The organism is Arthrobacter sp. JUb115 (assembly GCF_004365035.1).
GTDB lineage: Bacteria > Actinomycetota > Actinomycetes > Actinomycetales > Micrococcaceae > Glutamicibacter.
The window spans coordinates 471,986-498,832 of sequence record NZ_SOBS01000002.1; the positions used below are offsets into that span (position 1 = coordinate 471,986).

The following is a 26,847-nucleotide window of genomic DNA, read 5'->3' on the forward strand; positions in this document are numbered from 1 at the left end:
GAAAAAGACTACCCAAGATAAATGTGATTATCCTGAGTAGCCTAGGTCAAGAACTAGTCTTCTAGAGTTCTAACGAAATTCTTCAGCCAAGTCTTCAAGTTGGCCCCGAGTTCTTCGTTCTCCACAGCAAGGGCAATGTTCGCTTGCAGATAACTTAGTTTGTCGCCTGTGTCGTAACGCCGACCTCGGAAAACTACAGCGTGCACACCAGCTCCCTCCCCGTCGGCAGTCGCCAACTCTTGTAGAGCATCCGTTAACTGAATTTCATTGCCCCTACCGGGAGCCGTGTGCTTCAGAATCTCGAATACACGGGGATGCAGTAAATAACGTCCAATGACAGCTAGATTACTCGGTGCTTCTTCAACGCTCGGTTTCTCAACCAATCCATTAACTTTGACGTAGTCGGCATCCTCTACCGGGGACACATCTGCACATCCATAAGCACTGATTTGTTTCGGATCAACTTCCATCAGAGCAATAACTGAACCGCCAGTCGACTTTTGAATGTCAATCATGGAAGAAAGCAAGTCATCATCTTCATGGATCAAGTCATCACCGAGAAGAACCGCAAATGGTTCATCCCCTACATGTTGCTTGGCACATAAGACTGCATGACCCAGCCCGCGAGGATCGCGTTGCCGTACATAATGGATATCCCCCAACGCTGTGGCATCTTGCACCAACGCGAGCTTCTTCGTATCACCCTTCGCTTCCAAAGACGCTTCCAGTGACGGAACACGATCAAAATGGTCTTCAAGAGCGCGCTTGTTTCGTCCGGTAATCATCAGGACATCATTAAGCCCAGCACGAGCAGCTTCGGCGACAACGTATTGAATCGCTGGCTTGTCGACGACTGGGAGCATTTCCTTTGGCATTGCCTTCGTTGCAGGAAGGAAACGTGTCCCTAAACCGGCTGCCGGAATGACCGCTTTGGTAATAGCGCGAGGTGCAGACATAGTGTTGAATCCCCTATCTTCGGATTAGTTAATGGCGACAGTATTGCGCAACTACCTACGGATGAGTAAGCCTCTTGATTACAGCGCGCGGGAAGTACTCATCAACGTCCCCGCCAAGAGCCTGTACTTCCTTGAGCAGAGATGAGGAAAGATGCGTGTATCGCGTATCAGCCTGAAGGAAGACCGTTTCAACACCTGTCAGATGCCGATTCATCGTGGCCATGGGAATCTCATAGGCGTAGTCAACAGTGCTACGCAATCCCTTGACGATTGCTTCCGCTCCCTGCTCCTTGCAGAAATCAGCTAGCAGCCCCTGGCCCATCGGCACAGCGGAAACCCCACGCAGTCCACCGACAGTTTCTTCTACCATGGCGACTCGTTCGTCTTCGCTGAAGCGATACTTCTTGGAGTAATTCGTGGACACTGCCACGATCACCTCATCAAAAAGGCTCGCCGCACGCGCAATGATTTCGACGTGTCCATTATGAATTGGGTCAAAAGAACCCGGGCATACCGCTCTTCGCATGAACTGAATCTATCAAGAACTCATGTCAAATTAGCGATCTGGTGTGAATGTCTCGTAAAGATTCCATGACTTAATACCCTCGTTCCTCTGTACGAGACGATAATGGACTCATGAGCATTGAATTCACTCCATGGCAGCGAACCGCATATGGTGCCAACCTACTAGATTCCAATGGACAGCCCGGAGTGACGATCTTTGAAGAAATCACCGCATTAGCGAATCACCACAAGGCCATCAATCTAGGCCAGGGGTTTCCCGATTCCGAGGGTCCACCAGAAATCAAGCAAATTGCCATCGACGCAATTCAAAATGGCGCTAACCAATACGCACCAGGTTCAGGGACCCTGAACCTCCGCGAAGCTATCGCTGCGCATCAGGAACGGTTCTATTCGTTGAAGCTTGACCCGGAGACTGAGATTGTCGTTTCCACAGGCGCAACTGAAGCCATCGCCGCTTCTCTGCTGGCATTCCTGGAACCTGGCGATGAAGTTGTGACCTTTGAGCCTTACTACGACTCCTATGCAGCCATGATTGGGTTGACCAACGCTGTGCATAAGGTCGTTCAGCTCAAGGCTCCGAATTTCGAACCAGATTTGGATGACCTTCGACGTGCAGTCACTGACCAGACGCGGGTAATCCTCGTGAATAATCCCCATAATCCAACTGGCACCGTATTAGATGTTTCAGTGCTCCAAGAAATCATTGCCCTGGCGCATCAGCACAACTGCATCATCATCGCCGATGAGGTCTATGAACATCTGACTTTCGGTGTGCGACATGTTCCCATCGCGAGCTTGCCCGGTGGACCAGAGCGAACCATCACCATTTCTTCAGCGGGCAAGTCTTTCTCCTTTACTGGCTGGAAAGTAGGCTGGGCAACCGGTCCTCGCCAACTGATCACTGCTGTCCGTACAGTGAAACAGTTCCTGACCTACTCCTCGGGCCCAGCGTTCCAACCGGCAGTAGCGAAAGCCCTGCAACTTCCAGACGCCTTCTTCGAGCGCTTCGCCGCCGATCTCGGACAGTCGGGAGAAATTCTCGCATCAGGTCTGGAAACAGCTGGCATCCCGGTGATTCGCCCAAAGGGTACCTACTTCTTGGTTGCTGATGTACGTGGCTTTGAATTGAATGATGCTGCTGAAGTAGCACGAATGATGCCCGAGCACCTCGGAGTTGCGGCGATACCGATGTCGGCCTTTGTCCATCCCGAAAACCGAAATGACTACCAGGGCCTGCTGCGCTTCGCCTTCTGCAAAAAGCCTGACGTGATTTCCGATGCAGTTCAGCGATTGCAGCGCCTGCCAGAGGTGCTCTCCAATTGACACGAAAGCTGGCTAAACGGTGGCTTGGTTTCGTCCAGGAACACGCCACGATTTACGACGATGACTTGGTCCCCGGGTCAAAAATACTCGCCATCGGCGACGCGCCCCAGTCGCATGTCAATCTTTCGCATCCGGAAGAAGTCTTCTACGAATATCTCGCGCGCATTGCCAATCATCTGAAGGTCCTGCGCCCAGAGGAGCGTCCAATGAAGATGCTGCATCTCGGCGCAGGCGCTTTGACTCTGGCTCGCTGGGCGAGTGTGGTTTATCCGTCGAGTACTCACGTAGCTGTAGACATTGAGCGGGAACTTCTTGATTTCGTTCTCACGCATCTGCCTTTGCCTCAAGGCTGCGATCTATCCCCAATTGTTGCCGATGCAAGGAGCGTGCTTGCCGAACAACTGGTCGATGAAAAGTTTGACGTCATCGTACTGGATATCTTCTCTGGGCCGGACGCACCAGAACACCTCACCACCGACGGCTACTACGCAGAACTCAAGAATTCATTGGCCAACGACGGATTGCTGTTTGTGAACATTGGCGATGATCCTCCCTTGGATTTCACTTGTTCTCAAGTTGAGGCAGCAGGTTCCAGCTTTGAATTCGTGATGCTGAGTTCAAGTCCGGAAATGTTTACCAAGCGCTTCCCCGGGAACTTGATATTGACAGCGTCCCGCCAACGATTCCGGGACGATCTAATACTCCAATGCCAGGCAGCGGGACCACACCCGTCAGAGGTTCGCCATTCGATGGATCTAGATGGGTTCTGCAAACCATAGGTGCGTTTCGCCGTATTTCTTGTCGGCGAACTTCTCCATGGCGCTCGGCCATGTTGGTTCTGGTGAACGACCGGAACGCTCGACGATCACGGTGGCATCTTCAGCTAGGATTCTGGATATCTTCTCGAGCGTGACAGCTAGTTCTTCTTCAGTCAGCGGGTAAGGAGGATCCAGCAAGACCACGTCAAAGGTCTTGCTGGGCACTCCCGAAACCGCGTTGTAATACCCATCGAGGACGCTATCAACACTCCCGCGCTGAACCGTAACGGTATCGGTCTTCAGAACCTTATTCACCAGTGCCGCATTTTGCTGGCAAACAGAGACCGCTTTGGGCGCCTTTTCTACCAGAACAACCTGCCGCGCCCCGCGGCTGGCTGTCTCGACGCCTAGCGACCCTGATCCTGCAAAGAGATCCAGTACTCGTGCGCCAGAGAGGATATCCCAGCTTTCCAAACGGGAGAAGAGAGCCTCTTTGACCCGGTCCGTTGTAGGGCGTGTTGCATCACCAGGTACGGACTTCAGTGGACGCCCGCCAGCGGCTCCAGCGATTATTCGGCTCATTGCCTAGATCTACCTTCAATCAGTTCTTATTTAAATATTCTTTGGTGGACTCATCAAGCCAATTCCCGGCAGCCACCAGGAGTCCGGGGTGATGACGTCCCCAGTTGCCATCGGCAAGGAGGAGACCCGCATCGGTTCTAGCCCGCTCAATGAGCGAGCGATCCTTGATGATGCTCAGTTCCCGCAACGACGATCGGCTACCCGATTGCTGAACGCCGAGGATGTTTCCTTCTTTGCGTTCCGCCAAGTCTGCTTCGGCTAGCTCAAAGCCATCGATTGTTGACTCGATCGTCTTCAAACGTCCAACCGACGGATGGTCCGCGTCCAACCATGTGGTCATGAGGCACGTCCCGGGAAATCCGCCACGGCCTACGCGGCCACGCAGCTGGTGGAGCTGCGAGATGCCAAAGCGCTCAGCGTCCATGATCACCATCAACGTCGCATTATGAACGTCAACACCGACTTCAATGACAGTCGTAGAAATCAGCACGTCAATTTCGCCACGTGCAAAGGAAGCCATGGATTCTTGCTTGTCTGCTGCATCCAGTTGCGAGTGCAGCGCTTCGGTACGTATCCCAACAAATTCAGGCATCCCACCCAGCAACTCCTGCATGGCTTCGACGCTCATGGTTTGTCCGGCAGAATCTTCATAGGTCGCTAGGAGAACGCCTTGTTCCGCTGTCGTGTCCGAAATTCTTGGACACACCACATAGACTTGGTGGCCCTTCCCGACTTCCTCAATGATCCTTGAGAACAACCTGTCCCGGAAACCGGTCAGCTGCATGGGAACAATATGCGTTTGGATCGGTGCGCGCCCGGCGGGCATGCGCTTGATTGTCGACGTGTCCAAATCGCCGAACACGGTCATAGCGACGGTTCTCGGGATCGGCGTAGCGGTCATGACCAGTGTATGCGGAACAGAGCCGGCCGCCTTAGCCCGCAAGGCATCGCGCTGTTCAACGCCAAAACGATGTTGCTCATCCACGACGACTAGGCCAAGTTCAGCAAATTGCACCTGATCGCCCAGCAGGGCATGCGTCCCAATCACCAGTCCTGTTTCACCGCTGGCAATACCTAATAGAGCTTCACGACGCTGTGCAGTTTTTGCCGAACCTGTCAGGAGCGCGACTCCAGTTCCTTCGCCTTCGCCGAACAATCCGGGTTCTGCAAGGTTGCCAAGCATCTTCTTGATAGACGCATAGTGCTGTGCGGCCAGGACTTCTGTCGGTGCAAGGAGTGCTGCTTGGCCTCCGGCATCGATCACCTGCAAGATGGCACGTAGCGCGACAATGGTCTTGCCGGAGCCCACCTCTCCCTGCAGCAATCGATGCATCGGATGTGGCTGTGCCAGATCGGCAGAGATTTGTTCTCCGACAAGGAGCTGGTCTTCAGTGAGGGTAAACGGCAGGATGGCATCAAATTTATCGGCCAGTCGTCCTGTCACCTGTGGACGCGGGATAGCTTTCTGCGCTCCCAGCTGGCGACCGCGTTCCCCTAATGCCAGCTGCAGCATGAAGGCTTCTTCAAAGGCCAAGCGCTGTCGAGCGACGTAAGCCTGCTTGATTTCTTTGGGAAAATGTCGATCCAAGAACGCTTGATGGCGTACTGGGTAATGATGGGTGCGTAGGAGGTCTGCTGGAAGAAATTCAGGAAGATTCTGATCTGTGAATTCTTCCATCAACAACGCCATCAAATCCCTGATGCGCTTATTCGGCATCTTCGCCGAGGCCGGATAGATCGGGATAGGGCGCGGATCCGCTTGTGATGCCTCATCCAGGATCGCGTATTCGGGCTGGCTCAGCTGCAGGTGGTCCTGGTACCAGCCAACCTTGCCGCTGAACATTGCAATAGTTCCAATATCCAGGTCCGTTCGGGCTTGGTAACCATTGAAGAAGGTCATCTTCAGCTCTTGGCCGCCTGCACTGAGTTCATCGCTAACGGTCACTTCAAAAATGAAACCGCGACGCGAGTGCATCTGTCGCTGGCTAACGTTGACCACCTGGGCCACAACGGTGACGTGCTCGTCAAAGGGAAGCTCTGAAATCGGCGTAAGTTCGCCTACTTCGACATAGCGCCGCGGAAAATGCCAGAGGAACTCCCCCACTGTGCTGTAGCCGAATGCCTTTTCCAGCGCGGTGGCGTTCTTATTTCCGAGGAATGTTGAGAGTTCTGCATTCTCAAACGTGGTCAGCGTTGTTTCAGCCATCGTGGGTGCACAGGTCGGTGACGCTGATATTCACTGGGTCACCGTATTTCTTGATCAGGTCCAAGGCTTTTTCAGACTCCGGAACATGCACATGTACGCGCCAACGGTAGGTGTCTTCTTCAAGCTGGTTTACCGGGGACATGATCACGGAATTGCCCATGGCATCTAGCTGACCGCGCAGAGTAGCAGCGCCTAATGCGTCCAGAGAGACAGTGCACATGACTTCGACGCCGGTTTCAGTGTCATTGTTCAGATGAACATGCGGATCCTGGACCTGATAGCCATGGAATTTCTCGTAGGACTCAAAATCAGTGGCGTCGCTTCGAATAGCAGCGCAAAGTTCATCGATGATGATCAGCATGCCCACCGCGCCCGCATCTACTACACCGGCTTCAACGAGGGACGGGAGCTCTGTTTCAGTTCCCTTCACTGCCAATCGAGCCGCTTGGCTCATCTGGGTCAATACCGTGTCCAACGCTGCACGGCTTTCTAAATCGCACTTCAAGTGAGCAAGGGTTGAGCCTGCGGCCAACGCGATGGCGTTGATCACGGAGAGCATGGTGCCTTCGACTGGTTCGCTAAGTGCTGACCATGAGCGCACCTTGGCACGTTCAAGCCCAAGGGCTAGCAGCGGCGCGGTAAGCCGCTCGTAACCGACCCACGGTTCACTCAGGCCGCTGAGGAATACAGCCAACAGGGTTCCAGAGTTGCCGCGCGCCGATTCCATTGACGCGCGCGCGGCAACTTCTAAGAAGCCACCGATGTCGTCGCTTTCCAGTTTACTCACTGCATCGTGACCTGCCCGTGCAGTCAGATACAGGTTACTGCCCGTATCTCCGTCTGCTACCGGGAAAACGTTGATGGCATTGAGCCGGTCAGAATGGTTCCCGAGACTCTTGACACTCCGTGCGAGCCATTCTCTGATGGCACGCACCGAGGTATCGAGTTTTTGGGGAGTCATGGAAAGTTGGTCCTTCAGTGGAGTTATCGTGACAGGTCAGTATTTTCTACGAACTCTGCCATCTTGTCTTCTTGCAGTGCCTTGCCAAACTTCTCAATCACTTCCATATCCGGAATGACAATTGACTGTCCGTCGGCCGAACGTCCCGGGCCCTTGTTAGGAAGGGTGAAGAATTCCATATCGTTCGAACGCAGGTTCAGCATGGAGGAAGCGTAAGAGGCAACCTTGCCAGAATCCAGAGTTTCATCAACTGCAATGAACGGTGCAATTTGAGAAACAACTTCAGAGACCTTACCCGGGTTGGTCAGGGTTTCCTTGGACATCAACTGACCAAGCAAAGCCTTGACGAAAAGCTGCTGGTTCTTGACGCGCTCGTAGTCGCTGCCTGGGAAGGACTTGCGTTCACGGACAAATGCCAGTGCCTGTTCACCGTCCAGGGTTTGAACACCCTCTGGGAAGTACATGCCATTAACAATTGACTGCTTGAAGCCTCGCGGGTTATTGACGGTAACTCCGCCCACTGCGTCGGTTAGACCCTTGAATCCTTCGAAATCGACGGACGCGACGTGGTTAATGCGAACGCCAAAGAGCCCCTCAAGGGTTTCGACTGCTTTGGGCACTCCACCGCTGGCAAAAGCGCGGTTGATCTTGGCAGTGCCTACGCCCGGAATATCAAGCCAGGTGTCGCGCATGACGGAGGTGACAAACACATTCTCGCGGTCTGCAGGAATATGAACCAGCATCATGGTGTCTGAGCGGCCACCGTTAGGCAGGGTACCAAAGTCTTCGCTGTCCTCATCCGCCTCACGAGTTGCGCGAGTATCGCTTCCGAGCAGCAGGATGTTGACGGCGTCCTTGGACTCGTCATTGACTTCAGGACGAGTTTCTTCCGCGGGGAAGGCATCCGTAATCGTCTGGCTTTCAGAGTCGAAAGTTCTGCCAAGGTTCCAAAGGTAACCGGCGGCAACAAGCGCCGCGACCATGACGAGGGCAAGCACGCTTAAGACGATGGCTCGCCCGGTGCGCTTTTTCTTTTTGCGCGGTCGCGCTGGGTGCTCTTCAAAGGACATTTGCTACCTTTCACAGTTTCAACTCTGTACATCCTATCTTTCAGAGTGCCGATGTAGTCTTATAACGTGTCTAAAATCAGCTTGAAAGCCCGACTGTCACCAAAACTTAACCGAAAACTTGCTCAAACTTCGGCATTGGTGATGAGCGGTACTTTATTACTACCAGTACTTGCAGGCTGCGCATCAGTCGCTTCCGTGGATGCTGCCCCGGACGCAGCCAACCCGCTTTGTGCGGAAATGATGGTTGTCCTGCCCGAAGCCATCGATGATGCCGAGCGTCGTTCAACGACCTCGCAGGCAACCTCGGCCTGGGGCGACCCGTCGAAAGTTGTCTTGCGTTGCGGTGTCGAAGTTCCCGGACCCACTACTGACCCCTGCGTATCCGTGAATGACGTCGACTGGGTAGCGAATGAGGATGAAGAATCAGGTATCTGGACCTTGACTACTTACGGCCGGACGCCGGCGACCGAAGTCGTCTTGGATCCTAACGTCATCCCGTCAAGTACCGTGCTGGCCACGCTGTCGGATGCAGCCCAGAAGATCCCGGCTTCCAAAAAGTGCGTTAGTGTTGACAAGTCAGTGAGCTTGTAAGCGGATTGCCTACAAGCAAAACGTGAGGGTGTGTTGATTCTTCAACACACCCTCAAGCTTTAACGGCTATTCCCGGATTAGCGCAAACCGATATTCCGGTCGGTAGCCAGCCCAATCAGCTCATCAATAAGTTCACGGTACTCAATTCCCGTTTTGGCCCACATTTGCGGGTACATGCTTGAAGGCGTGAAGCCGGGCATGGTGTTGATTTCATTGATGATCCACTCCCCCTCGGGAGTATAGAAGAAATCAACTCGAGATAGGCCTTCTGCATCAATAGCGTCGAAGGCCTTCACTGCAAGTTCGCGGATCTCGCGAGTGGCTTCTTCGCTCAGATCTGCTGGGCAGCTGAGCTCGGCGGCGGCGCCATCAACATATTTCGCTTCAAAATCATAGAACGTGTGCTCATTATCTGCCACCGCGATTTCGCCTGGCAATGAGGCCCGCGAAGGTTCGCAGCCGCGGCCTTCAAGAACACCGCATTCGATTTCACGGCCGACAATCCCCTGCTCGATGATCACCTTGGGATCTTCAGCACGGGCAATCTCAATAGCGGCACGAAGCCCCGAAGGCTCGTCTACCTTGGTGATGCCTACCGAGGATCCTGCACGTGCCGGCTTGACGAACAACGGGTACTGCAGGTCTTCGCAACGCTTCATGGCAGCTTCGCTGTTGCGCAGCCACTGCTTGTTGGTGATGACTTCGTACGGGCCTACCTTGAAGCCTGCCCCTTCGAAGACAACCTTCATGAAATGCTTGTCCATGCCCATCGCACTGGCTGCAATACCGGAGCCAACGTAAGAAACGCCAGCCATTTCCAGCATGCCCTGAATTGATCCATCCTCGCCGAACGGACCATGAAGCAACGGGAAGACCACGTCGATCTCGCCCAGATCTGCCACCGTGGAGTCCGAGTAGGACAGCAATGATGTCTTCTGCGCGTCGGTGGAAAGATGCACCGGATGATCCACCGAGGAAATTTCTGGCAGCTTGCCAGTATTCAGTGCCCAGCCTTCTGGATCCTCGTCCAGCAGGGTCCAACCGCCGTCGCGGGTGATGCCCACCGGAACAATTTCGAAACGCTCGCGGTCGATGGCGTGCATGACGCCGGCCGCAGTAACGCAGGAAACGGAGTGCTCTGAGGAACGGCCACCGAAGAGCAAGAGGACGCGGAGCTTGCGTTCAGTCATTAGTGACGTTCTCCTTCAGATTTCAATTCACGCGACAACAGGCGTGCAGCCATATTTTCAACGCTCAAGGTGCTCTCCAGGACCATGACCACTGCTTCGGTGATTGGCATTTCCACGTGATGGGCCTGGGACAAGTCGAATACGGCACGTGCTGACTTGATGCCTTCCGCAGTCTGCGACATGCGGTCATTGACCTCTTCCAAGAAGAGCCCCTGGCCAAGCAGGCGTCCTGCAGTGTTGTTGCGGGAGAGCGAGGAAGAACAGGTAGCCACAAGGTCGCCTAGGCCAGAAAGACCTGCCAAGGTGTCCAAACGGCCGCCCAAGGCGAGGACCAAGCGAGTGGTTTCAGCCAAGCCGCGCGTGATGACGGTGGACTTGGTGTTATCGCCCATTCCCATGCCATCGCACATGCCAACGGCAAGGGCGATGATGTTCTTGACGATTCCGCCAAGCTCAACACCCAAGACATCGTCATTCGTGTAGGGACGGAAGTATGCAGCGGAGCACAGTTCAGCAATCCACTGCGCAATATCAGAATCGGTGCAGGCCACGACCGAAGCCGTTGGCTGCTCGCGTGCGATTTCCATTGCCAGGTTTGGTCCGGAAAGCACAGCGATCTGCTCTGCAGGCAGCCCGGTGACTTCGGCGATGACCTGGCTCATGCGCAGATCGGTCCCGCGTTCAAGACCCTTCATCAGTGAAAGCAAGACCGCACCGGGTTCAAAGAATTCTTTGAACTTCGCCAATTCCTGGCGCAACGACTGAGCCGGAATCGCCAAGACGACAAGGTCAGCGTCGTTGAGAACGGTCTTCGGATCCGATGATGCCGTGATGTTGGCCGGAAGCTTGGTTTCGCGCAGGTAGCGTGAATTGGTGTGGCGTTCATTGATTTCATTGGCGGCGTCTTCGCGACGGGCCCAAATCTGAACGTCGATGCCCTTGTCTGCAACGGAATCAGCAAGTACCTTGGCGAAGGTTGTCCCCCAGCTGCCAGCGCCCATGACGGCGATTTTGCGTGGTAGCGGCTTAGTCAATGTCAGTCCTCTGGAAGGTGTTGATCAAGGTAATTAGTTATCCGGGGTATCGAAATTGCGGCCAGTCTTCGACTGGCCATGCTTGCTGGGATCCCACCGCGCAGCTGGTGCTTCTTCTTGGCGCAGTTCTGCGGTCAGTGCGGTGATCGCGTCCATGATGCGATCAGTGGCTTCTTGCAGCACTGCCCGAGTACGCGGGCCACCACGCAAGTCATCAAGATCCACGGGCTGGCCAACTGACACGGTGACGTGCTTTCGCGGGAACGGATACATTTTCTTGGAATAGCGCGGCAGCAGTTCCTGGTCGCCCCAGTGAGCCATCGGTACCACTGGTGCGCCAGTCTGCAGGGCCAAACGTGCGGCACCGGTTCGCCCTACCATTGGCCACAGATCAGGGTCGCGGGTCAGCGTCCCTTCCGGGTAGATGACTATGACCCCGCCTGCGTCCAGGACTTTTCGGGCCGCGGCCAGCGATTCGCCAGCATTGGATGCGCTGCGTGACACCGGAACCTGGCCGGTCTCGCGCAGCATCCATCCGAGCACTGGGATCTTGAACAAGGATTCCTTGGCCAGCCAGCGTGGCAGCCGGCCATTGCTGTAAATAGCATGGCCGACAACCAGCGGATCAATCTCGGTCAGGTGATTGGGGCAGAGGATGTACCCGCCCGGAGGGAGGGTTTCGAAGCCCTTCCACGTTTTGCCCATCAAACCGTTCATGGCAGAACGGACAATGCCCGCCAATAGCGAGAAAACCCGTTTAGTCTTAGCAGATTCGCCAGGGGCCAGAATCTTTACCACGATTCGGATCCCCTTTAGTTGCTCAGCTCGACATTTGCGCCCAGGGCCTGCAGCTTCTCCATGAAGTGCTCGTAGCCTCGGTTGATGATCTCAATGCCGGTGACCTTGCTGGTGCCTTCGGCAGCCAGAGCAGCGATCAAATGGGAGAAACCGCCACGAAGATCAGGAACATCGATGTCGGCACCGGTCAGCTGCGCTGGGCCTACGACAACAGCAGAATGCTTGAAGTTGCGCTGTCCGAAGCGGCAAGGGGTGGAGCCGAGGCAGTCGGTGTGAACCTGGACGGTGGAACCCATGCGAACCAGCGCATCGGTGAATCCGAAGCGGTTCTCATACACAGTCTCGTGAATGACCGATACGCCCTTGGCCTGGGTCAGGGCCACTACCAGCGGCTGCTGCCAGTCAGTCATGAAGCCCGGGTGAACGTCGGTTTCCAGGATCAGTGGGTTAAGGTCTCCACCTGGATGATAGAAGCGAATACCGTCGGACTTGACGTCGAATTCACCACCGATCTGGCGGTAGACGTGCAGGAAAGCAGTCAAATCACGCTGGGTCGCGTCCTGGACGAAAATGTCGCCCTTGGTGACCAGCGCGGCAGAGGCCCATGACGCGGCTTCGTTGCGATCAGGCAAAGCGGAGTGGTCGAAGCCCGTAAGCTTCTCGACACCCTGGATGCGGATCACGCGGTCGCGGTGCACGGAGATGATGGCGCCCATCTTCTGCAGCAGCGAGATCAGGTCAAGGATTTCTGGCTCAATGGCCGCGTTGCTGACTTCGGTGACACCCTTGGCTCGAACGGCCGAGAGCAGGACCTGTTCGGTGGTGCCAACACTTGGGTATTGCAGTTCAACCTTGGCGCCGGTTAGCCCATTAGGGGCCGAGATGCGGATGCCATCGGCAGCCTTGTCAACGATCGCTCCAAAGTCGCGCAGCACTTCCAGGTGGAAGTCAATTGGGCGGTCGCCGATGCGGCAGCCACCCAGATCCGGGATGAACGCTTCGCCCAGGGCGTGGATCAATGGTCCGCAGAAAAGAATAGGGATACGCGAGTCACCGGCATGGGCATCGATCGCCTGGTTCGAGGCGGTCTTGACCTGGGTAGGGTCCATGGTCAGATCGCCGGTTTCAGGGTCCTGGTCAACCTTGACACCGTGGATTTCAAGGAGGCTGCGCACGACAGCTACATCTTTGATCTCCGGTACGTTGCGCAATACCGAAGGGGTATCGCCAAGCAGAGCCGCGACCATGGCTTTTGGCACTAGGTTCTTTGCTCCGCCGACTCGTACGGTGCCCTTGAGCGGGACACCACCATGGATCGTCAGGATCTTACCCATGTATGAATTACCTCATCGCGTAGTCGTTATCGCCCGCCGAAGCTTCTAGGCTTTCGAACTGGCAGGACTAAGTAAGCATACCGCCTCTGTACCTGCCAGTATGCCCAGATCATCTCGTGGCGCACACTTTGTGAGCATGCTTTCAGACAGACCTATTATGCTCTGCCGAAAATCATTCCATTAGGAATGCAATAATCCGCTCACCCCTAACAACGTCAGGGAGGAGCGGACCATTCCATTTATTTTGAACTCGGTGCTTAGCCTGCGGTTCGTGCCGGCAAAGTCTGCGGCTTATGCGCAGGACGCTTGGCCTCGTATGCGGTGATATCTTCCTCATGCTGCAAGGTCAGGCCGATATCGTCCAGGCCTTCCATCAGGCGCCAGCGGGTGTAGTCGTCAATCTGGAACGGTGCCGAGATGGAACCGCACTGGACCGTACGCGATTCCAGGTCAACGGTGACCGTGGTGCCTGGATTGTTCTCCAGTTCCTTCCAGATCAATTCAATATCGCTCTGGGCCACTTCAGCAGCAACCAGTCCCTGCTTGCCCGAGTTGCCACGGAAAATATCGGCAAAACGAGCGGAGATCACAGCCTTGAATCCGTAGTCCTTCAACGCCCAGACAGCGTGCTCGCGCGAAGAACCGGTGCCGAAGTCGGGACCTGCCACCAGCACGGAGCCCGTATTGAAAGGTTCCTGGTTCAAGATGAAGTTCTCATCCCGTCGCCAACCCGCGAACAACGCATCCTCGAATCCGGTGCGGGTGATGCGCTTGAGGTAAACGGCAGGAATAATCTGGTCCGTGTCCACATTGCTCTGGCGCAGTGGAACACCAATACCGGTGTGGCTGACAATCTTTTCCATGACGGTGATCCTTCCTAGACCGAAGCCGGTGCGTTGACGAGGTCGCTAGGCGACGAGAGGGTTCCACGGATTGCGGTAGCCGCGGCCACCAGCGGCGACACCAGGTGGGTACGTCCGCCCTTGCCCTGGCGTCCTTCGAAGTTGCGGTTGGAGGTGGACGCGCAGCGCTCCCCCTCGGCCAATTGATCCGGGTTCATGCCCAGGCACATGGAGCAACCTGCAAAACGCCATTCAGCACCGAAATCCTTGAAAATCTGATCCAGGCCTTCTGCTTCGGCTTCCAGCCGAACACGCGCCGAGCCGGGTACCACGATCATGCGGACATCAGGATCCTTTTCCTTGCCCTTGATGACCTGGGCAGCTGCACGCAGGTCCTCCATGCGGGAGTTGGTGCAGGACCCCAGGAAGACGGTATCCACGCGGATGTCCTTCAGCGGAGTGCCACCGGTCAGACCCATGTAGTTCAAGGCACGCTCGCAAGCCTTGCGGTCATTCTCGTCTTCGAAGTCTTCCGGAGAAGGCACATTCTCAGACAGCGAGACACCCTGGCCGGGGTTGGTACCCCAGGTGACAAATGGTTCGAGTTCGTCTGCATTCAAGAAGACTTCAGCGTCGAAGCGCGCGCCTTCATCGGTGTGCAGCTGCTTCCAGTCCTCGACGGCGGCGTCCCAGTCTTCACCGGCTGGTGCGTGCGGGCGCCCCTTGACGTATTCGAAGGTGGTCTCGTCCGGAGCGATCATGCCGGCACGGGCGCCAGCCTCGATGGACATGTTGCAGATGGTCATGCGGGCATCCATGGACAGCGAGCGAATCGCAGAACCACGGTACTCCAGCACGTATCCCTGGCCGCCACCGGTACCGATCTTGGCGATGACCGCCAAGATGATGTCCTTGGAGGTAACACCAGGTTTCAAGGTGCCTTCGACGTTAATGGCCATGGTCTTGAACGGCTTCAGGCTCAGCGACTGGGTGGCCATGACATGCTCGACTTCCGAGGTGCCGATACCCAAAGCCAGGGCTCCGAAGGCGCCATGGGTCGAGGTATGCGAATCACCGCAGACCACAGTCATGCCTGGCTGGGTCAGCCCCAGCTGCGGACCTACCACGTGAACGATGCCCTGCTCCTTGTCGCCCAAGGAGTGCAGGCGGACACCGAATTCCTTGCAGTTATCCCGCAGGGTGTGGATCTGGGTGCGGCTGGTCAGGTCGGCAATGGGCTTGTCAATATCCAGCGTGGGAGTGTTGTGGTCTTCGGTAGCAATCGTCAGGTCCGGACGACGCAGCGGACGGCCAGCCAGGCGCAGGCCCTCGAAGGCCTGCGGCGAGGTCACCTCGTGCAGCAAGTGGAGATCAATGTAGATCAAATCCGGCTGGCGGGCTTCGCCTTCGCCTTCTCCTCGGCGCACAACATGTGCATTCCAGACTTTTTCTGCCAATGTCTGGGGCGACTGCATGGCGGACATGCGACACACTCCTCAAGCTACGAACATTTGATACTCCAACTTTGACACTTCATAGATCGACTTTTCCAGTATGCGGACTTGAATCTCAAATACTGAGACGTGATACTGGAACCATGACAACAGGCAGCGGCGTAGGCGTACTGGACAAGGCAGCAGCCATTCTCAACGCATTGGAGAATGGTCCCACTTCCCTGTCCCAGCTGGTAGAACTCACCGAAATCTCGCGTCCTACGGTGCACCGTATTGCCCAATCGCTGGTTCACCATGGATTGGTGGGACGCGACATGCACGGCCGCTTTGAACTGGGGAACCGTCTGGTGGAACTCGCCAGCGCCGCTGGCGAAGACCGATTGGTCAGCGCCGCTGGCCCCGTGCTCATCAAGCTTCGCGACCTCACCGGTGAAAGCACGCAGATTTTCCGCAAGCAGGGCGATTATCGTGTGTGCATCGCCAGTGCTGAGCGTCCAATCGGCCTGCGTGACACCATCCCTGTTGGAACCCAGCTGTCCATGAAAGCCGGCTCGGCAGCCCAGATTCTGCTCGCCTGGGAAGACAATGAACGCATGGTCGACGGATTGCATCACGCGCGCTTCACGCCGACAATTCTGGCTGGCGTCCGTCGGCGTGGCTGGGCCCAGTCGCTGGGCGAACGCGAGCCAGGTGTAGCTTCCGTATCAGCACCAGTTCGCGGGCAGTCCGGACGAGTCATCGCGGCGCTGTCCTTGTCCGGCCCGATTGAACGGCTCACGCGCCAGCCAGGGAAGATTCACCACGAAGCCGTGACTAGCGCCGCCCACGAGCTTTCCGAACTGCTGCGCATCCAGAATGACCGCGCGTAGCCAACTCATGAAGCACGTTCGGAGCAGCTAGCCGAAGTGGTCAAAGCCTGTCTCAGGCTTTGAGACCTTGCCATCGAGTTTCACTACTGCGCGGCGGCCGTTAGCCGGCTTGGCAGCACCAATTACGGTGAATTCCTCTGGGATTTCAATTCCCTCTGGGAAGGCAGCAAGGAGTCCAAAATCTTCGCCGCCGTACAATACCCACGACATAGGATCGGTGCCGGTCAGTTCTGAGGCGGCTTCCAAGCGAACAGCATAATCCTGCAATGCGGAAGACTCTAACTCGAGATTCACATGGCTGGCTTTGGCCAAGCGACCAGCGTCACGGATCAGCCCATCAGATATGTCCATCATGGCTGTAGCACTCGATTCCGCGGCACGCGGGCCGGATTCCAACGGTGGCACGGGACGGCACTGCGCCTGGACCAGCCGGCGCACCGCCCGGCTCCAGCCTTGTTCGTTGCGATCATGTTCCAGGACGGAAAGCCCTGCCCCAGCAGCACCGACACGTCCCGCCACGGCAATGCGGTCGCCAACTTGGACTCCGCTCCTCAGGACCTTGCCATGCTCGCATTCGCCCAGAACGGTAGTGGTAACGGAAATTTCTTGAGACTTCCCGAGGTCTCCCCCGAGAATGGTAAGTTCCTGTGCGCCAAGTCCCTGTATAGCCTCGGCAACGCCGCGGCTGAAGTCCCTGACCCATTCCAAGGAAGTGTCCTTCGGCAGGGACAAAGAAATCACGGCGCCAGTAGCGTGACCGCCCATTGCATTAATGTCCGAAACATTCTGTGCAATGGATTTCCACCCGATGTCATAGGCTCTATGCTCTAGCCCGCTGGGCCAGATCAACCGAAAATCTTGATTCTCAACCAGGGTATCCACGGAGACGAGAACTTCCGTTCCGCGCACGCGCAGCGCACCTGCGTCGTCGCCGGGCCCGAGACTTGCTTGTTCTGAATCAAGCAGCGGCAACATCGCGTCCAGGATGCCTTGTTCCCCAAGGTCACCTACCGTTGCATCGACGTTTGGTTGGTTTGTAGTCACAGAGTTCTAATCGGCTTTCTTGGCTGCTGAGGTGATCAATGCTGAATAACTATTGAAGGTGTCCAAATGCTGGTCAACAGGATCAATCACGGCCTGCCTGACCAAGTGGGATACCGAGCGTTCAATGTTCTTCAACGCTTTCCTACGCTTAACTTTAGCGACTATTCGGTTGACAAACGAGCAAGCCAAGCCAAGGACAATACCCAGCAGTATTCCTATGAAAACCAGCAGCGTCGGGACAGCGATTCCTTCAACCCGGGGAGCCTGCGGCAGGTCGAATTGGAAGTATCCAGCCACCGGATAGCCCGCGAGCCACAAGGCGCCGCCCAAGGCCGCAAGAAGTGCCACCCATTGGATGACTTTAACTACCGGCCACCACCAGGATGACCGTTCAACACCCAGCGGTGTCCCGGCTATAGCCGCATCGATGCCGTCATGTAGTACCTCCGTATTCGCGTGCACCTTTTCACGCAGTGGCTCTTTCCAGCTTTCCGGAAGATCATTGGAAGCCTCGGAAACATACTGGTCGATGCCATGTTCGATAGCCGCAGTCTCCGCGACAGAAAGCTCTGGACGCGAAGTCAAGGACAATTCCGTGTCTTCATGCCGGCGCCCGAGATTCATCCGCTTCAGCGGATCGTTGCGCAGCTTCACCAGCCACGTGGTCAAAGGCCATCCTGTTCGCGAAGCACCCCGAAGCAGGTAGGAGGTCTCCACTGCGTCAGCAATGTACTGGGCGCCGTGCGCTTTTGCGATCACACGCTCCAACTCCGCTTGGTGCAGCTGGCTAGGCAGGCGCACCTTCTCCACCTGGAGTTCCTCACTCAGGCGGTGGATGACTTGATCAACATCTGCGCGGAGCCGACGTGTGGAAAGTGCCTTGTTTTTCGCCGCGGCCGCAATCTTGGCATGCACATCTGCGACGCCTTCACCCGTGGCAGCAGAAGCGCAAACGATGGGAAGGTTCTCCAAACCCGACGTTGCCAAGATGCCGCGCAAGGAATCGACGACTTGCTTGCGTTCGTGTTCTGCAATCTTGTCGATCTGGTTCAGGACGATCAGCAGGTTCCCCTGCTGGCTGCGCAAGGAATTGAGATATCCATGGTGTATTGACGCGTCGGCGTATTTCTGCGGATCAAGCACCCATACCAGATAATCCACTTGGCCCACCAAACGAGCAGCAATCTTGTGGTGATCCACTGCCGTGGAATCCATGTCCGGTAGGTCCAACAGCAAGAGACCGGAGTCGAACTTCTTTTTCTTGCCAGGTTGCGCCCGGCTGTCCTGATCGCCCATGACGTGGCGAGTAGTCACTTCCAGCCAGTCCAGTAGTTCGCTTGATCCTTCTGGTTCCCAGATTGCAGCGACAGTATCAGTAGTAGTCGGGCGGATGACACCCGTGGCCGCCAACTCCTGCCCTACCAAAGCGTTGAACATCGTTGATTTTCCGCTGCCCGTGGCACCGAAAAGTCCTACAACCACATGTTCGGATGAAAGCTGGCGCCGAGATTCAGCACGCGTGATAACGTCCGCGGCTAGATCGATGGTTTCTGGTTCCAGATATGGTTCTGCAAGCTGCATCGCTTCCACGATGCTGTTGATTTGCGAGTTGAGACCGCTGACTGCTCTGAGAATCTTGCGCTCGGACATTAGTGAGCCCCTTTGCTGCTCAAGGCTGAGGTAATCTTGCCCAATTGATCGGCAAGCTCCGGCTGCGATTTTGCAGCTAACTCGTCCAGATAGATCGACGAGGTCCTATCCAGTAGATCCCGTGCCCGGGTGTCAAGCATCTTGCGGGCTTTGGTGGCCATGCGACGTACCGCATCCTCGCCAAAAATTGCTTCCAGCAGTTTCTGCCCTACCAATGCGGAGCCGCCGGCAATACCGATTTCCAGACCGGTGAGGCCCGCTGTTGACGCAAAGACCACAACCATCAGGATGACCGCCACCCCGTTGACTCCAAATGCCGCCATGCGGGCCGTCTTGCGCTTCCCGGCGCCCTCCTGCCGAATCATGTCCAAGACATCTTTTTGCCAAAGCCGGATGCTTTCCGAAGCTTGCTCATTGAGATCCTGTGGCGGGCGCGGCGATTGCAGATTAGAGCGTAGCGCTTGGCCAAATGGCGTGTTCTTCCACGATCTGTCAACGTCATGGCAGGCCTTGGTTGCCTCGGCAATGAAGACCATGTGCAGGCCTGATTCGATGGCTTGTTCAACACGATGGGTCGCTGGCGGTTTTCCAGTCAGGAATGCGCCAACACGATCCCTCATCCGTCCAATGGCGCCTTCGATTCCGCGCAGCAGCTCGCCCGCTCCTACGAAGTCCTGCCACCGGGCCAGGATTTCGCCACGCAGCAATGAGCCGTCATTGAGGGAATCGCTAATTCTGGCCAACGATTGCTCAAAGCGCTCATTGGTAAGGGCGCGCAATTCACCGAGCTGTTTCTCCTGCTCTTGCAGTTCAGCGATAAGCTCACTGACATCTGCGGTGGCGCGCCGCAACGCGCCGTCAAGTGTTTGGGCCGCAATCTGCTGCCGTTTAGCGGAATCTGCTGCCAATGAGTTCAGCCATGCGAGCAAGGGTTCCACGTGCTCACTTGGAATCAATTTCTGGTCATCCAGTTGCGTCTCGTTCAGGACATGCAGCAACGACGGATCCAGGTCCTTCTCGCTTAACAGGCGTTTCAAATCCGGAACAATATCGTCTTCGGCTCCCGGTGGCACCCTGTTCAAGACGACGCAGACGGTAATTTTCCGTGCGCCGGCTTCGGTGAGCATATCCCAAGGAAGAGCATCGGCGTATCTATTGGCTGTGGTGACAAAAATCCACAGATCTGCTGCGTTCAGAAGCTGGCCCGCCAATTCCCTGTTCTCGTCGGAAACCGAGTCGATATCCGGGGCATCGAGGATGGCCAAACCTCGTGGAACCTGCTCACGAGGCGTCATCAACAGCGCATGGTTACTGGCTGCTCCGGCATGTGCATTGAAGCCACGGCCGGCTACGCGTTTAAGTTCGGGAAGAATCCGTTCAGATTCAAAGAAGGATTGGTCAACAGGGTTGAAAGCCAAGACCGGAGTCCGCGTGGTCGGACGCACAGCGCCGGAGAGACTGACGGGTTCCCCCAGGAGGGAATTGACCAGAGTCGATTTGCCCGAGCCCGTGGAGCCACCGACGACCAGCAGTAGCGGTGCGCCGAGATTCGAAACTCGTGGAATCAGGTAGTCCGAGATTTGATGCAATGCCTTGTTGCGCAGTTCTTCGAAGGCAGAGGCTTCTCGTGGCTGGCCATTTACAAAGGAAAGCTCTTCGAGCAGCTCCTGGAGCTCGCTCAAACGCGCCGCGGAATCACTGCCAATTTCGGTTTGCGAGGCAGTTTCCTGCCCTGAGCTCTTAGCCAGATCTGAATTCGACTCCATGAGAACTATCTTGCCTCATGCCAACAGGGAAACCCGCGAGCCTGATGCAGATTTTGTCCGGGAAACGCAAAAACCGCGGAATTCTCCGCGGTTTTACTGTGGTGACCCCAACGGGATTCGAACCCGTGTTGCCGCCGTGAGAGGGCGGAGTACTAGGCCGCTATACGATGGGGCCGTATGCTGAAGATAAATCTTCAGCTCACCAAATCTCTTTGGTGAAGCGCTGGGATACCAGGACTCGAACCTAGAATGACGGAACCAGAAACCGTTGTGTTGCCAATTACACCATATCCCACTGTGACTTGGCCTTTCCGGAATTCAGCTGAGCGTCATTCCGGCCACTGCCGTAGCACGAGATAAAACTATACCGGCCTAATGTTCAGTACACAAATCGAGTCCCGCGACCGGTACCCCACGCAGAATCCGCGGAAAATCAACCAGGAACAGCTGTCAGAGATCCGAAAACCTCCACTAGTTAACCAGAGAAATTCTTGTGAAGTGAGGCACTGTCCGTGAGAAAATACTGGAGTCCCGCGTCAACGGCACATTGATAGCCGCCAACAGGGTCATCCCCTATGCAAAGCGCCTTTGCCGGCAGACCCTCTAGTTCAGCGTACCGGCCAAGGAACGGGACAAAAATGGGGTTTAGGAACACCGGCGGTATCGTATCCAGCGATCCAAGGCGTATAAACGTAGCGCGTGACGCGGTTAATCCTGCCAAACTCCACGCACGCAGGAACCGCACTTCTCGCTGCCCCATGAACATAAGCCCGCCTGCCATGCACCTCTCCCGGGCATAAGCACCATCATCCGCAAAACCTGCCTCAATCCCGGCCAGTCGCTCAGGATACAGATGCGCCAGCTCCGGCTCGGACATGGACGATAAACGCGGATTGCGGCCGTTCGCACATCTACGAGTGCGTCATCAAACTCAAAGAAAACGCCTCAGACAGAACCAGTCACAGGACTGGAACCATCCGAGGCGTTCAAATTGCTTCTCAGCAGGCTTTCGGCGAATAGCTAGCGGGACTCACCAAATGCGCGCAAACGCTTGAGGCTCGACTCGCGTCCAAGAATTTCCATGGACTCGAAGAGCGGTGGAGATACGCGCTTTCCGGAGATAGCAACGCGGGCTGGTCCGAATGCCTGACGAGGCTTCAGTTCCAGTTCGTCCACAAGCTTCGTGCGCAGTGCTGCCTGGATGGATTCGGCGTTCCATTCGGTAATGGTTTCGAGGCCCTGGACGGTAGCATCGACAACCTCAACCAGGTTTGCCGGCATTCCCTTGAGCGCTTTCTCGTCGATGACAATTTCGTCATCAGACTTGAAGAGGAATTCAAGCATGTCGGTCGCTTCACCCAACAGGGCGATACGTTCCTGTACCAGTGGCGCAGCCTGGTCCAGGATGATGTTTTCACGTTCAGTCAGCTCTTCGCCCACCAGGCCAGCGGCCTTCAGGTATGGAACCAAACGATCACGGAAATCCTGCGCTTCGAGCATGCGCACGTGGGTTCCGTTGATTGCTTCTGCCTTCTTCACATCGAAGCGGGCAGGATTGGACAGCACATCTGCTACGTCAAAGGCTTCTACCAGCTGTTCACGGGAGAAGATATCTTCATCAGCACTCAGCGACCAGCCAAGCAGCGCGAGATAGTTCAGCAGGCCTTCCGGGATGAAACCATTGTCGCGGTGCAGGAATACGCTGGATTCTGGATCACGCTTGGAGAGCTTCTTGTTGCCCTGTCCCATAACGTATGGCAGGTGGCCAAAGCGCGGCATGTACTGGGCAACGCCGATATCGTGCAGCAACGCATACAAGACGACCTGGCGTGGAGTCGAGGACAACAGATCTTCGCCACGAAGTACGTGGGTAATGCCCATCAGCGCATCATCGATTGGGTTGACCAGGGTGTACAGCGGCTTACCGTTGGCGCGCACCACCACGTAGTCGGGAACGGATCCAGCCTTGAAGGTGATCTCGCCACGTACCAAGTCGTTGAAGGTGATGTCGTGATCCGGCATGCGAACACGCAATACCGGTTCACGGCCTTCGGCCTTGAACGCAGCTTTCTGCTCGTCTGTCAGCTCGCGGTCGAAGTTGTCGTAGCCCAGCTTCGGGTCACGGCCGGCTGCCTTGTGGCGTGCTTCGACTTCTTCTGGGGTCGAGTAGGACTCGTACAGATGGCCTGCAGTACGAAGCTTGGCAATGACGTCCTCGTAGATGTCACCACGCTGCGACTGGCGGTATGGCTCATGCGGACCGCCCGCGTTGACGCCCTCGTCCCAATCGATACCCAACCAAGCCAGAGCATCCAAAAGCTGGTTGTAGCTTTCTTCGGAGTCACGCTTGGCATCAGTGTCTTCGATGCGGAAGACCATTTTGCCGCCGGTGTGACGCGCGTAAGCCCAGTTGAAGAGGGCAGTACGGATCAAACCTACGTGAGGGGTACCAGTTGGGGATGGGCAAAAACGAACGCGTACCGGGGTATCTTCGGTAACAACGGGAATCAACGAAAGATCAGTCATGATGTTTTCATTCTATGCCTTCTGCAAAGAAACTTGCAGTTAAAGCGCGAGGCTCCCGATCACATTAGCGATCGAAAGCCTCACAACATCAGTGATGGTTCCTAGCGACGGAAGACGGTTCGCAATGAACCGATACCTTCGACTTCCACTTCTACAACGTCGCCTGCATTTACTAGGCCGACACCCGCAGGGGTCCCAGTCATGATGACATCGCCTGGCAGCAAGGTGAAAGCTTCGGAAGCACGAGCAACCAATTCGTTGACTGGCCAGATCATGTCGTTGGTAGTTCCGTCTTGGCGAACCTCACCATTGACGCGACTGATAATTCCCAGATCATCCGGGTCGGCAATCTCGGTCTCAATCCATGGGCCCAGCGGGCAGGAACCGTCAAAGCCCTTGGCACGAGCCCACTGCGGATCGGTGCGCTGAGCATCGCGGGCGGTCAAGTCATTTGCTACGGTGTAGCCGAAGATCACGTCCTGCGCCTTGTCGGCTGGAACGTCCTTGCAAATACGGCCGATCACCACGGCAAGTTCACCTTCGAAGGAAACTTCGTTTGAAAACGCCGGCAGGGTGACGGGGTCTCCATGGCCGACTACGGAAGTATTCGGCTTCAAGAACATCAGTGGCTCAGCAGGAACTTCATTTCCAAGTTCCTTGGCGTGCTCGCGGTACGTGCGGCCAAAGCCCACGACCTTTGAGCGAGGGATGATCGGGGCTACCAACCGAACATCATCCAAGGAGTGCGTAGCACCAGTGGTCTTAATCCCCTGGAAAAATGGATCTCCAGCCAAAACATGAATATCGTTACCGTCGACGACGCCGTACAGCGGGTCGCTATCTACTACAAATCGTGCAATGCGCATGAATACAAGCCTAAACTATGACGTCTCAGCTTTTCCGTCACTGCAGGAACCGCGACTGCGAAATACGGCCAATGAAGGGAAAGAAAATCCTCGGACGGCAATCCACCTCGGCTCGTCGCCGCGAACTTAGCTAGGTCAATTCCGGCGACAGGGCAAGCTGCACCAGTGTGGTTTGATTTAGAATCCCGTACACGTGGCCGTCGGCACCAACGGTCAATCTGGTGCCATGCCGGTCATGGCTTCGTGTGGACGCAACGGAATGAGTAGTTCCTGCAACATAATCCAACACTGTTATTCCGCCCCCTGCAGCATGAACCATCTTCTGCCCATCCGGCGTTGCCCTTACGTCTGCAGCTAGCCATCCAGGACGATAGGAAGTGTTTTTAACGTTGTTGACGATATGCCGTTTCTTCAACTGTCCGCTGTCCAAGTCCAGCAAGGCCACACCTTGCAGATCGGCTACGGCCAGCCAACCGCCGGTAATCGCAGGTGAATACAACGCGCCCGCGGATTCCACAGGACTTGTTTCCCAGAGGATCTTGCGGGACGCTATGTGCATCTTGAAGACCTTGGCAGGACTTTTCGTATCTTCAACGCCATATCCGTTGCGCACCGAAGTGGTGCCATAGAGATGCGATTCATCGGCGGCTAGCCCGATGATGGAATGGCCTGAAACGAATCCTTTGCCATCCCCGTCAAGAACCCAAGAGACCGTATCAGTAGCAGGATCAATCTTCCCCAGAACACCGCCTGAGACTCCATATTCCGGAACAGTTCCGAAAAACACGCTGGATGAATTCGATGCCCAGCCGAAGGGCCTCGATTGCGAGTACTCGGTGAGCAGACGTGCAATGCGGTCGTATTTTCTGTCGGCATTGTTTTGAGGTGTTTCCATGAGGACCAGGTCAGCGCTACCGTAGGAACCGATATAGGTCTTGTTCTGGTCGTATTCGACCATTCCTTCGATCTGGTTGATCACCTGCTCGTCATCGCCGGAGTTCCAACGAACGCCAGTTTCCGGATTCAATGCGGCGACACCGTTCGCCTTGTATCCTCCGATATAGATGTTTCCGTCACTGTGTCCGAGCAGCGATTGGATCTTGATGGCGCTCGGGGTCAATCGGATTTCGCGGGTAGCGCGTACGCGATTCAAACCCAGATCGAATGTTTCACAGAGAATCCCATCGGTTGTCGTACTGATGATGAGGATGCGCCCATTCTGCGGAATGATGCACAAGATGCCGCGCGCCTCGACTTTTCCGAGCTGCTTGTCGTCCATTCCCTGGAATGCAGTTGAATGCAGATGGCCGGCAGTGATGCTGAAGAATCTCCCCGAACTGGCCTTGGAAATCTCGCGCGATGCCCATACCCGGGTCACTGGCTCGTGCCATTTCATCGTCCGGGTATCGAGTATGAGTTGTTCGGAAACGGAGCTAACGGTAACAGCGAGGTAGTGCCCGATAGGGTCGATTGACCCAATGAATCCATGGGCCACATCCACTGGAAGGTTTATTTCACGTACTGCATCCGGCTTCCCCGCCTCAAAGGTGAATAACCTAGGATTCCGAGACCCCGTTCCCATCCATACCCTGCCCCGGCCATCCAATGCCAGCCGGCGGATATAGTCGGTGTCTTCGGCTACACGATCAAACACTCGAAGTTTCTTGCTTTCGACGTTGTAGTTGAAGCTTGCTCCGAGTGGATAGGTGCCTCCCCACAAATTGCCGCTCGAATCAAGCCGAAGCTCATATGCAACCGAGGCACCTTCTACGTCCACCAGGGTAGTGAACTGCTCAGGAATTGCTGGATTCCATGCGAGAACACTCCCGTCCACACTGAGATATAGTCTTTGCCGGGGTTCATCCCAAACCATCGAATCAATTCCGTGCCCGCTGTCATCGGGTAGGTTCAAGGTGTGAATGGCGGTGCCGACGGAGGGATCGATTATTTGCAGTTCATTGATATGCCCGACAACAGACACCGCCAACCGAAGCTTCGAAGAATTGCGATAGTTGGTTAGCGGTACCGCCTCTAGAATCTTCAGCGTCGAATATGCTCTGCCGAAGACCTTTTCATGGCTACTAATTTCTTTCCCGCTCTTCAGATTCGCTAAATACCGCATATCGGGAGTCGGTTTCGGCGTGGGGCTCGGAGACGGGGTCACCGAAGGAGCGCTAATCTCAGAGGCCCGACGGTCCGGGAAGAGGACAGAAAGCCCTGCGGCGGTTCCACCAACAACAGCCAAGCCGAGCAAGCTTCGTCTTGCAATGCTTCTATTTTCCCTGCGCTCTTCTCCAGACAAACATTACTCCGTTCGATCGGCCCCAGAACTTCTTGCAGCGGAGCAGCGTCTGCTACATACTGACGCTAGCAACTGCGTTTGCACATGACCAATTCGGGTTAAAAACCTGTGAGTATCGAGGTGGTTGGTCTGGGACTAGCTGGCAGGATAAGAACCAGCCGTCCCACCCTTGGATGTGACTCATTAAAAGCCTGACCCGA

General features: G+C 55.7%; 22 protein-coding genes and 2 tRNA genes. 4 read left to right on the forward strand and 20 right to left on the reverse strand.

Going from position 1 to position 26,847, the window contains the following annotated elements; all coding sequences use genetic code 11:
- Positions 1-53: 53 nt before the first annotated feature.
- Entirely contained in the window at positions 54-956 is a 903-nt protein-coding gene (gene galU / locus EDF61_RS05370; RefSeq protein WP_133833489.1) for a UTP--glucose-1-phosphate uridylyltransferase GalU, read from the reverse strand.
- Between the two features lie 55 nt (positions 957-1,011).
- Positions 1,012-1,482, reverse strand: coding sequence for a pantetheine-phosphate adenylyltransferase (gene coaD / locus EDF61_RS05375; protein ID WP_105661166.1), 471 nt, complete (start codon positions 1,480-1,482; stop codon positions 1,012-1,014).
- 110 nt (positions 1,483-1,592) lie between these two features.
- Here coaD and EDF61_RS05380 point away from each other — a divergent pair, with 110 nt between their 5' ends.
- Positions 1,593-2,804: an aminotransferase class I/II-fold pyridoxal phosphate-dependent enzyme gene (locus tag EDF61_RS05380; RefSeq protein WP_133833490.1), complete on the forward strand. Its 1,212-nt coding sequence runs from the start codon at positions 1,593-1,595 to the stop codon at positions 2,802-2,804.
- A complete protein-coding gene (locus EDF61_RS05385; protein ID WP_286172114.1) occupies positions 2,801-3,583 on the forward strand; it encodes a spermidine synthase in 783 nt (260 codons plus the stop codon). The genes EDF61_RS05380 and EDF61_RS05385 overlap by 4 nt, the downstream gene beginning before the upstream one ends.
- On the opposite strand, the gene rsmD is transcribed toward EDF61_RS05385, so the two are convergent.
- From rsmD to EDF61_RS05405, 4 genes are read right to left on the reverse strand one after another with little or no spacing between them, the layout of a single operon-like run.
- Positions 3,560-4,144 carry a 16S rRNA (guanine(966)-N(2))-methyltransferase RsmD gene (gene rsmD, locus EDF61_RS05390; protein ID WP_105661164.1) on the reverse strand — a complete coding sequence of 195 codons (585 nt, stop codon included), beginning with the start codon at positions 4,142-4,144 and terminating at the stop codon, positions 3,560-3,562. The genes EDF61_RS05385 and rsmD overlap by 24 nt on opposite strands.
- Before the next feature lie 19 nt (positions 4,145-4,163).
- Positions 4,164-6,350: an ATP-dependent DNA helicase RecG gene (locus EDF61_RS05395; RefSeq protein ID WP_133833491.1), complete on the reverse strand. Its 2,187-nt coding sequence runs from the start codon at positions 6,348-6,350 to the stop codon at positions 4,164-4,166.
- Entirely contained in the window at positions 6,343-7,311 is a 969-nt protein-coding gene (locus EDF61_RS05400) for a DAK2 domain-containing protein (RefSeq protein ID WP_105659158.1), read from the reverse strand. The genes EDF61_RS05395 and EDF61_RS05400 overlap by 8 nt, the downstream gene beginning before the upstream one ends.
- Positions 7,312-7,334: 23 nt before the next feature.
- Complete coding sequence (locus tag EDF61_RS05405; RefSeq protein ID WP_105659157.1) at positions 7,335-8,381, reverse strand: LCP family protein; 1,047 nt, start codon at positions 8,379-8,381, stop codon at positions 7,335-7,337.
- A gap of 141 nt (positions 8,382-8,522) precedes the next feature.
- Between EDF61_RS05405 and EDF61_RS05410 the strand changes: the two genes are divergently transcribed.
- On the forward strand, positions 8,523-8,972 hold the full coding sequence (locus tag EDF61_RS05410; RefSeq protein ID WP_105659156.1) for a DUF3515 domain-containing protein: 450 nt from the start codon (positions 8,523-8,525) through the stop codon (positions 8,970-8,972).
- Between the two features lie 77 nt (positions 8,973-9,049).
- Here EDF61_RS05410 and EDF61_RS05415 read toward each other — a convergent pair whose 3' ends face one another.
- The 6 genes from EDF61_RS05415 to leuC all read right to left on the reverse strand — a co-directional run bounded on the left by EDF61_RS05415 (position 9,050) and on the right by leuC (position 15,645).
- The gene (locus tag EDF61_RS05415) at positions 9,050-10,162 is read right to left on the reverse strand and encodes a D-alanine--D-alanine ligase family protein (protein WP_105659155.1); all 1,113 of its coding nucleotides are present in this window, start codon (positions 10,160-10,162) and stop codon (positions 9,050-9,052) included.
- On the reverse strand, positions 10,162-11,196 hold the full coding sequence (locus EDF61_RS05420; protein ID WP_286134429.1) for an NAD(P)H-dependent glycerol-3-phosphate dehydrogenase: 1,035 nt from the start codon (positions 11,194-11,196) through the stop codon (positions 10,162-10,164). Before EDF61_RS05420 ends, EDF61_RS05415 begins: the two co-directional genes overlap by 1 nt.
- A gap of 33 nt (positions 11,197-11,229) precedes the next feature.
- Entirely contained in the window at positions 11,230-11,913 is a 684-nt protein-coding gene (locus EDF61_RS19255) for a lysophospholipid acyltransferase family protein (RefSeq protein ID WP_105659153.1), read from the reverse strand.
- A 95-nt stretch (positions 11,914-12,008) separates the two neighbouring features.
- A complete protein-coding gene (murA, locus tag EDF61_RS05430; protein ID WP_105659152.1) occupies positions 12,009-13,328 on the reverse strand; it encodes a UDP-N-acetylglucosamine 1-carboxyvinyltransferase in 1,320 nt (439 codons plus the stop codon).
- A gap of 257 nt (positions 13,329-13,585) precedes the next feature.
- The gene (gene leuD, locus EDF61_RS05435) at positions 13,586-14,191 is read right to left on the reverse strand and encodes a 3-isopropylmalate dehydratase small subunit (RefSeq protein ID WP_013348787.1); all 606 of its coding nucleotides are present in this window, start codon (positions 14,189-14,191) and stop codon (positions 13,586-13,588) included.
- A gap of 14 nt (positions 14,192-14,205) precedes the next feature.
- Positions 14,206-15,645, reverse strand: a complete 1,440-nt coding sequence (gene leuC / locus EDF61_RS05440) for a 3-isopropylmalate dehydratase large subunit (protein ID WP_041649644.1) — start codon at positions 15,643-15,645, stop codon at positions 14,206-14,208.
- A gap of 122 nt (positions 15,646-15,767) precedes the next feature.
- On the opposite strand from leuC, the gene EDF61_RS05445 reads away from it, so the two are divergent.
- Entirely contained in the window at positions 15,768-16,493 is a 726-nt protein-coding gene (locus EDF61_RS05445; RefSeq protein WP_105659150.1) for an IclR family transcriptional regulator, read from the forward strand.
- 27 nt (positions 16,494-16,520) lie between these two features.
- Here EDF61_RS05445 and thiL read toward each other — a convergent pair whose 3' ends face one another.
- From thiL to EDF61_RS05485, 8 genes are all read right to left on the reverse strand, one after another.
- Positions 16,521-17,537 carry a thiamine-phosphate kinase gene (gene thiL, locus EDF61_RS05450; protein ID WP_133833492.1) on the reverse strand — a complete coding sequence of 339 codons (1,017 nt, stop codon included), beginning with the start codon at positions 17,535-17,537 and terminating at the stop codon, positions 16,521-16,523.
- 6 nt (positions 17,538-17,543) lie between these two features.
- A complete protein-coding gene (locus tag EDF61_RS05455) occupies positions 17,544-19,187 on the reverse strand; it encodes a GTPase (RefSeq protein WP_133833493.1) in 1,644 nt (547 codons plus the stop codon).
- Positions 19,187-20,953: a dynamin family protein gene (locus tag EDF61_RS05460; protein ID WP_133833494.1), complete on the reverse strand. Its 1,767-nt coding sequence runs from the start codon at positions 20,951-20,953 to the stop codon at positions 19,187-19,189. Before EDF61_RS05460 ends, EDF61_RS05455 begins: the two co-directional genes overlap by 1 nt.
- A 99-nt stretch (positions 20,954-21,052) precedes the next feature.
- A tRNA-Glu gene (locus tag EDF61_RS05465) sits at positions 21,053-21,128 on the reverse strand.
- 48 nt (positions 21,129-21,176) lie between these two features.
- Positions 21,177-21,248, reverse strand: a tRNA-Gln gene (locus tag EDF61_RS05470).
- A 725-nt stretch (positions 21,249-21,973) separates the two neighbouring features.
- Positions 21,974-23,479, reverse strand: a complete 1,506-nt coding sequence (gene gltX / locus EDF61_RS05475) for a glutamate--tRNA ligase (protein ID WP_133833495.1) — start codon at positions 23,477-23,479, stop codon at positions 21,974-21,976.
- A 101-nt stretch (positions 23,480-23,580) separates the two neighbouring features.
- Positions 23,581-24,345, reverse strand: a complete 765-nt coding sequence (locus tag EDF61_RS05480) for a fumarylacetoacetate hydrolase family protein (protein WP_105661153.1) — start codon at positions 24,343-24,345, stop codon at positions 23,581-23,583.
- 130 nt (positions 24,346-24,475) lie between these two features.
- Entirely contained in the window at positions 24,476-26,647 is a 2,172-nt protein-coding gene (locus EDF61_RS05485; RefSeq protein ID WP_133833496.1) for a PQQ-binding-like beta-propeller repeat protein, read from the reverse strand.
- Between the last annotated feature and the right edge of the window lie 200 nt (positions 26,648-26,847).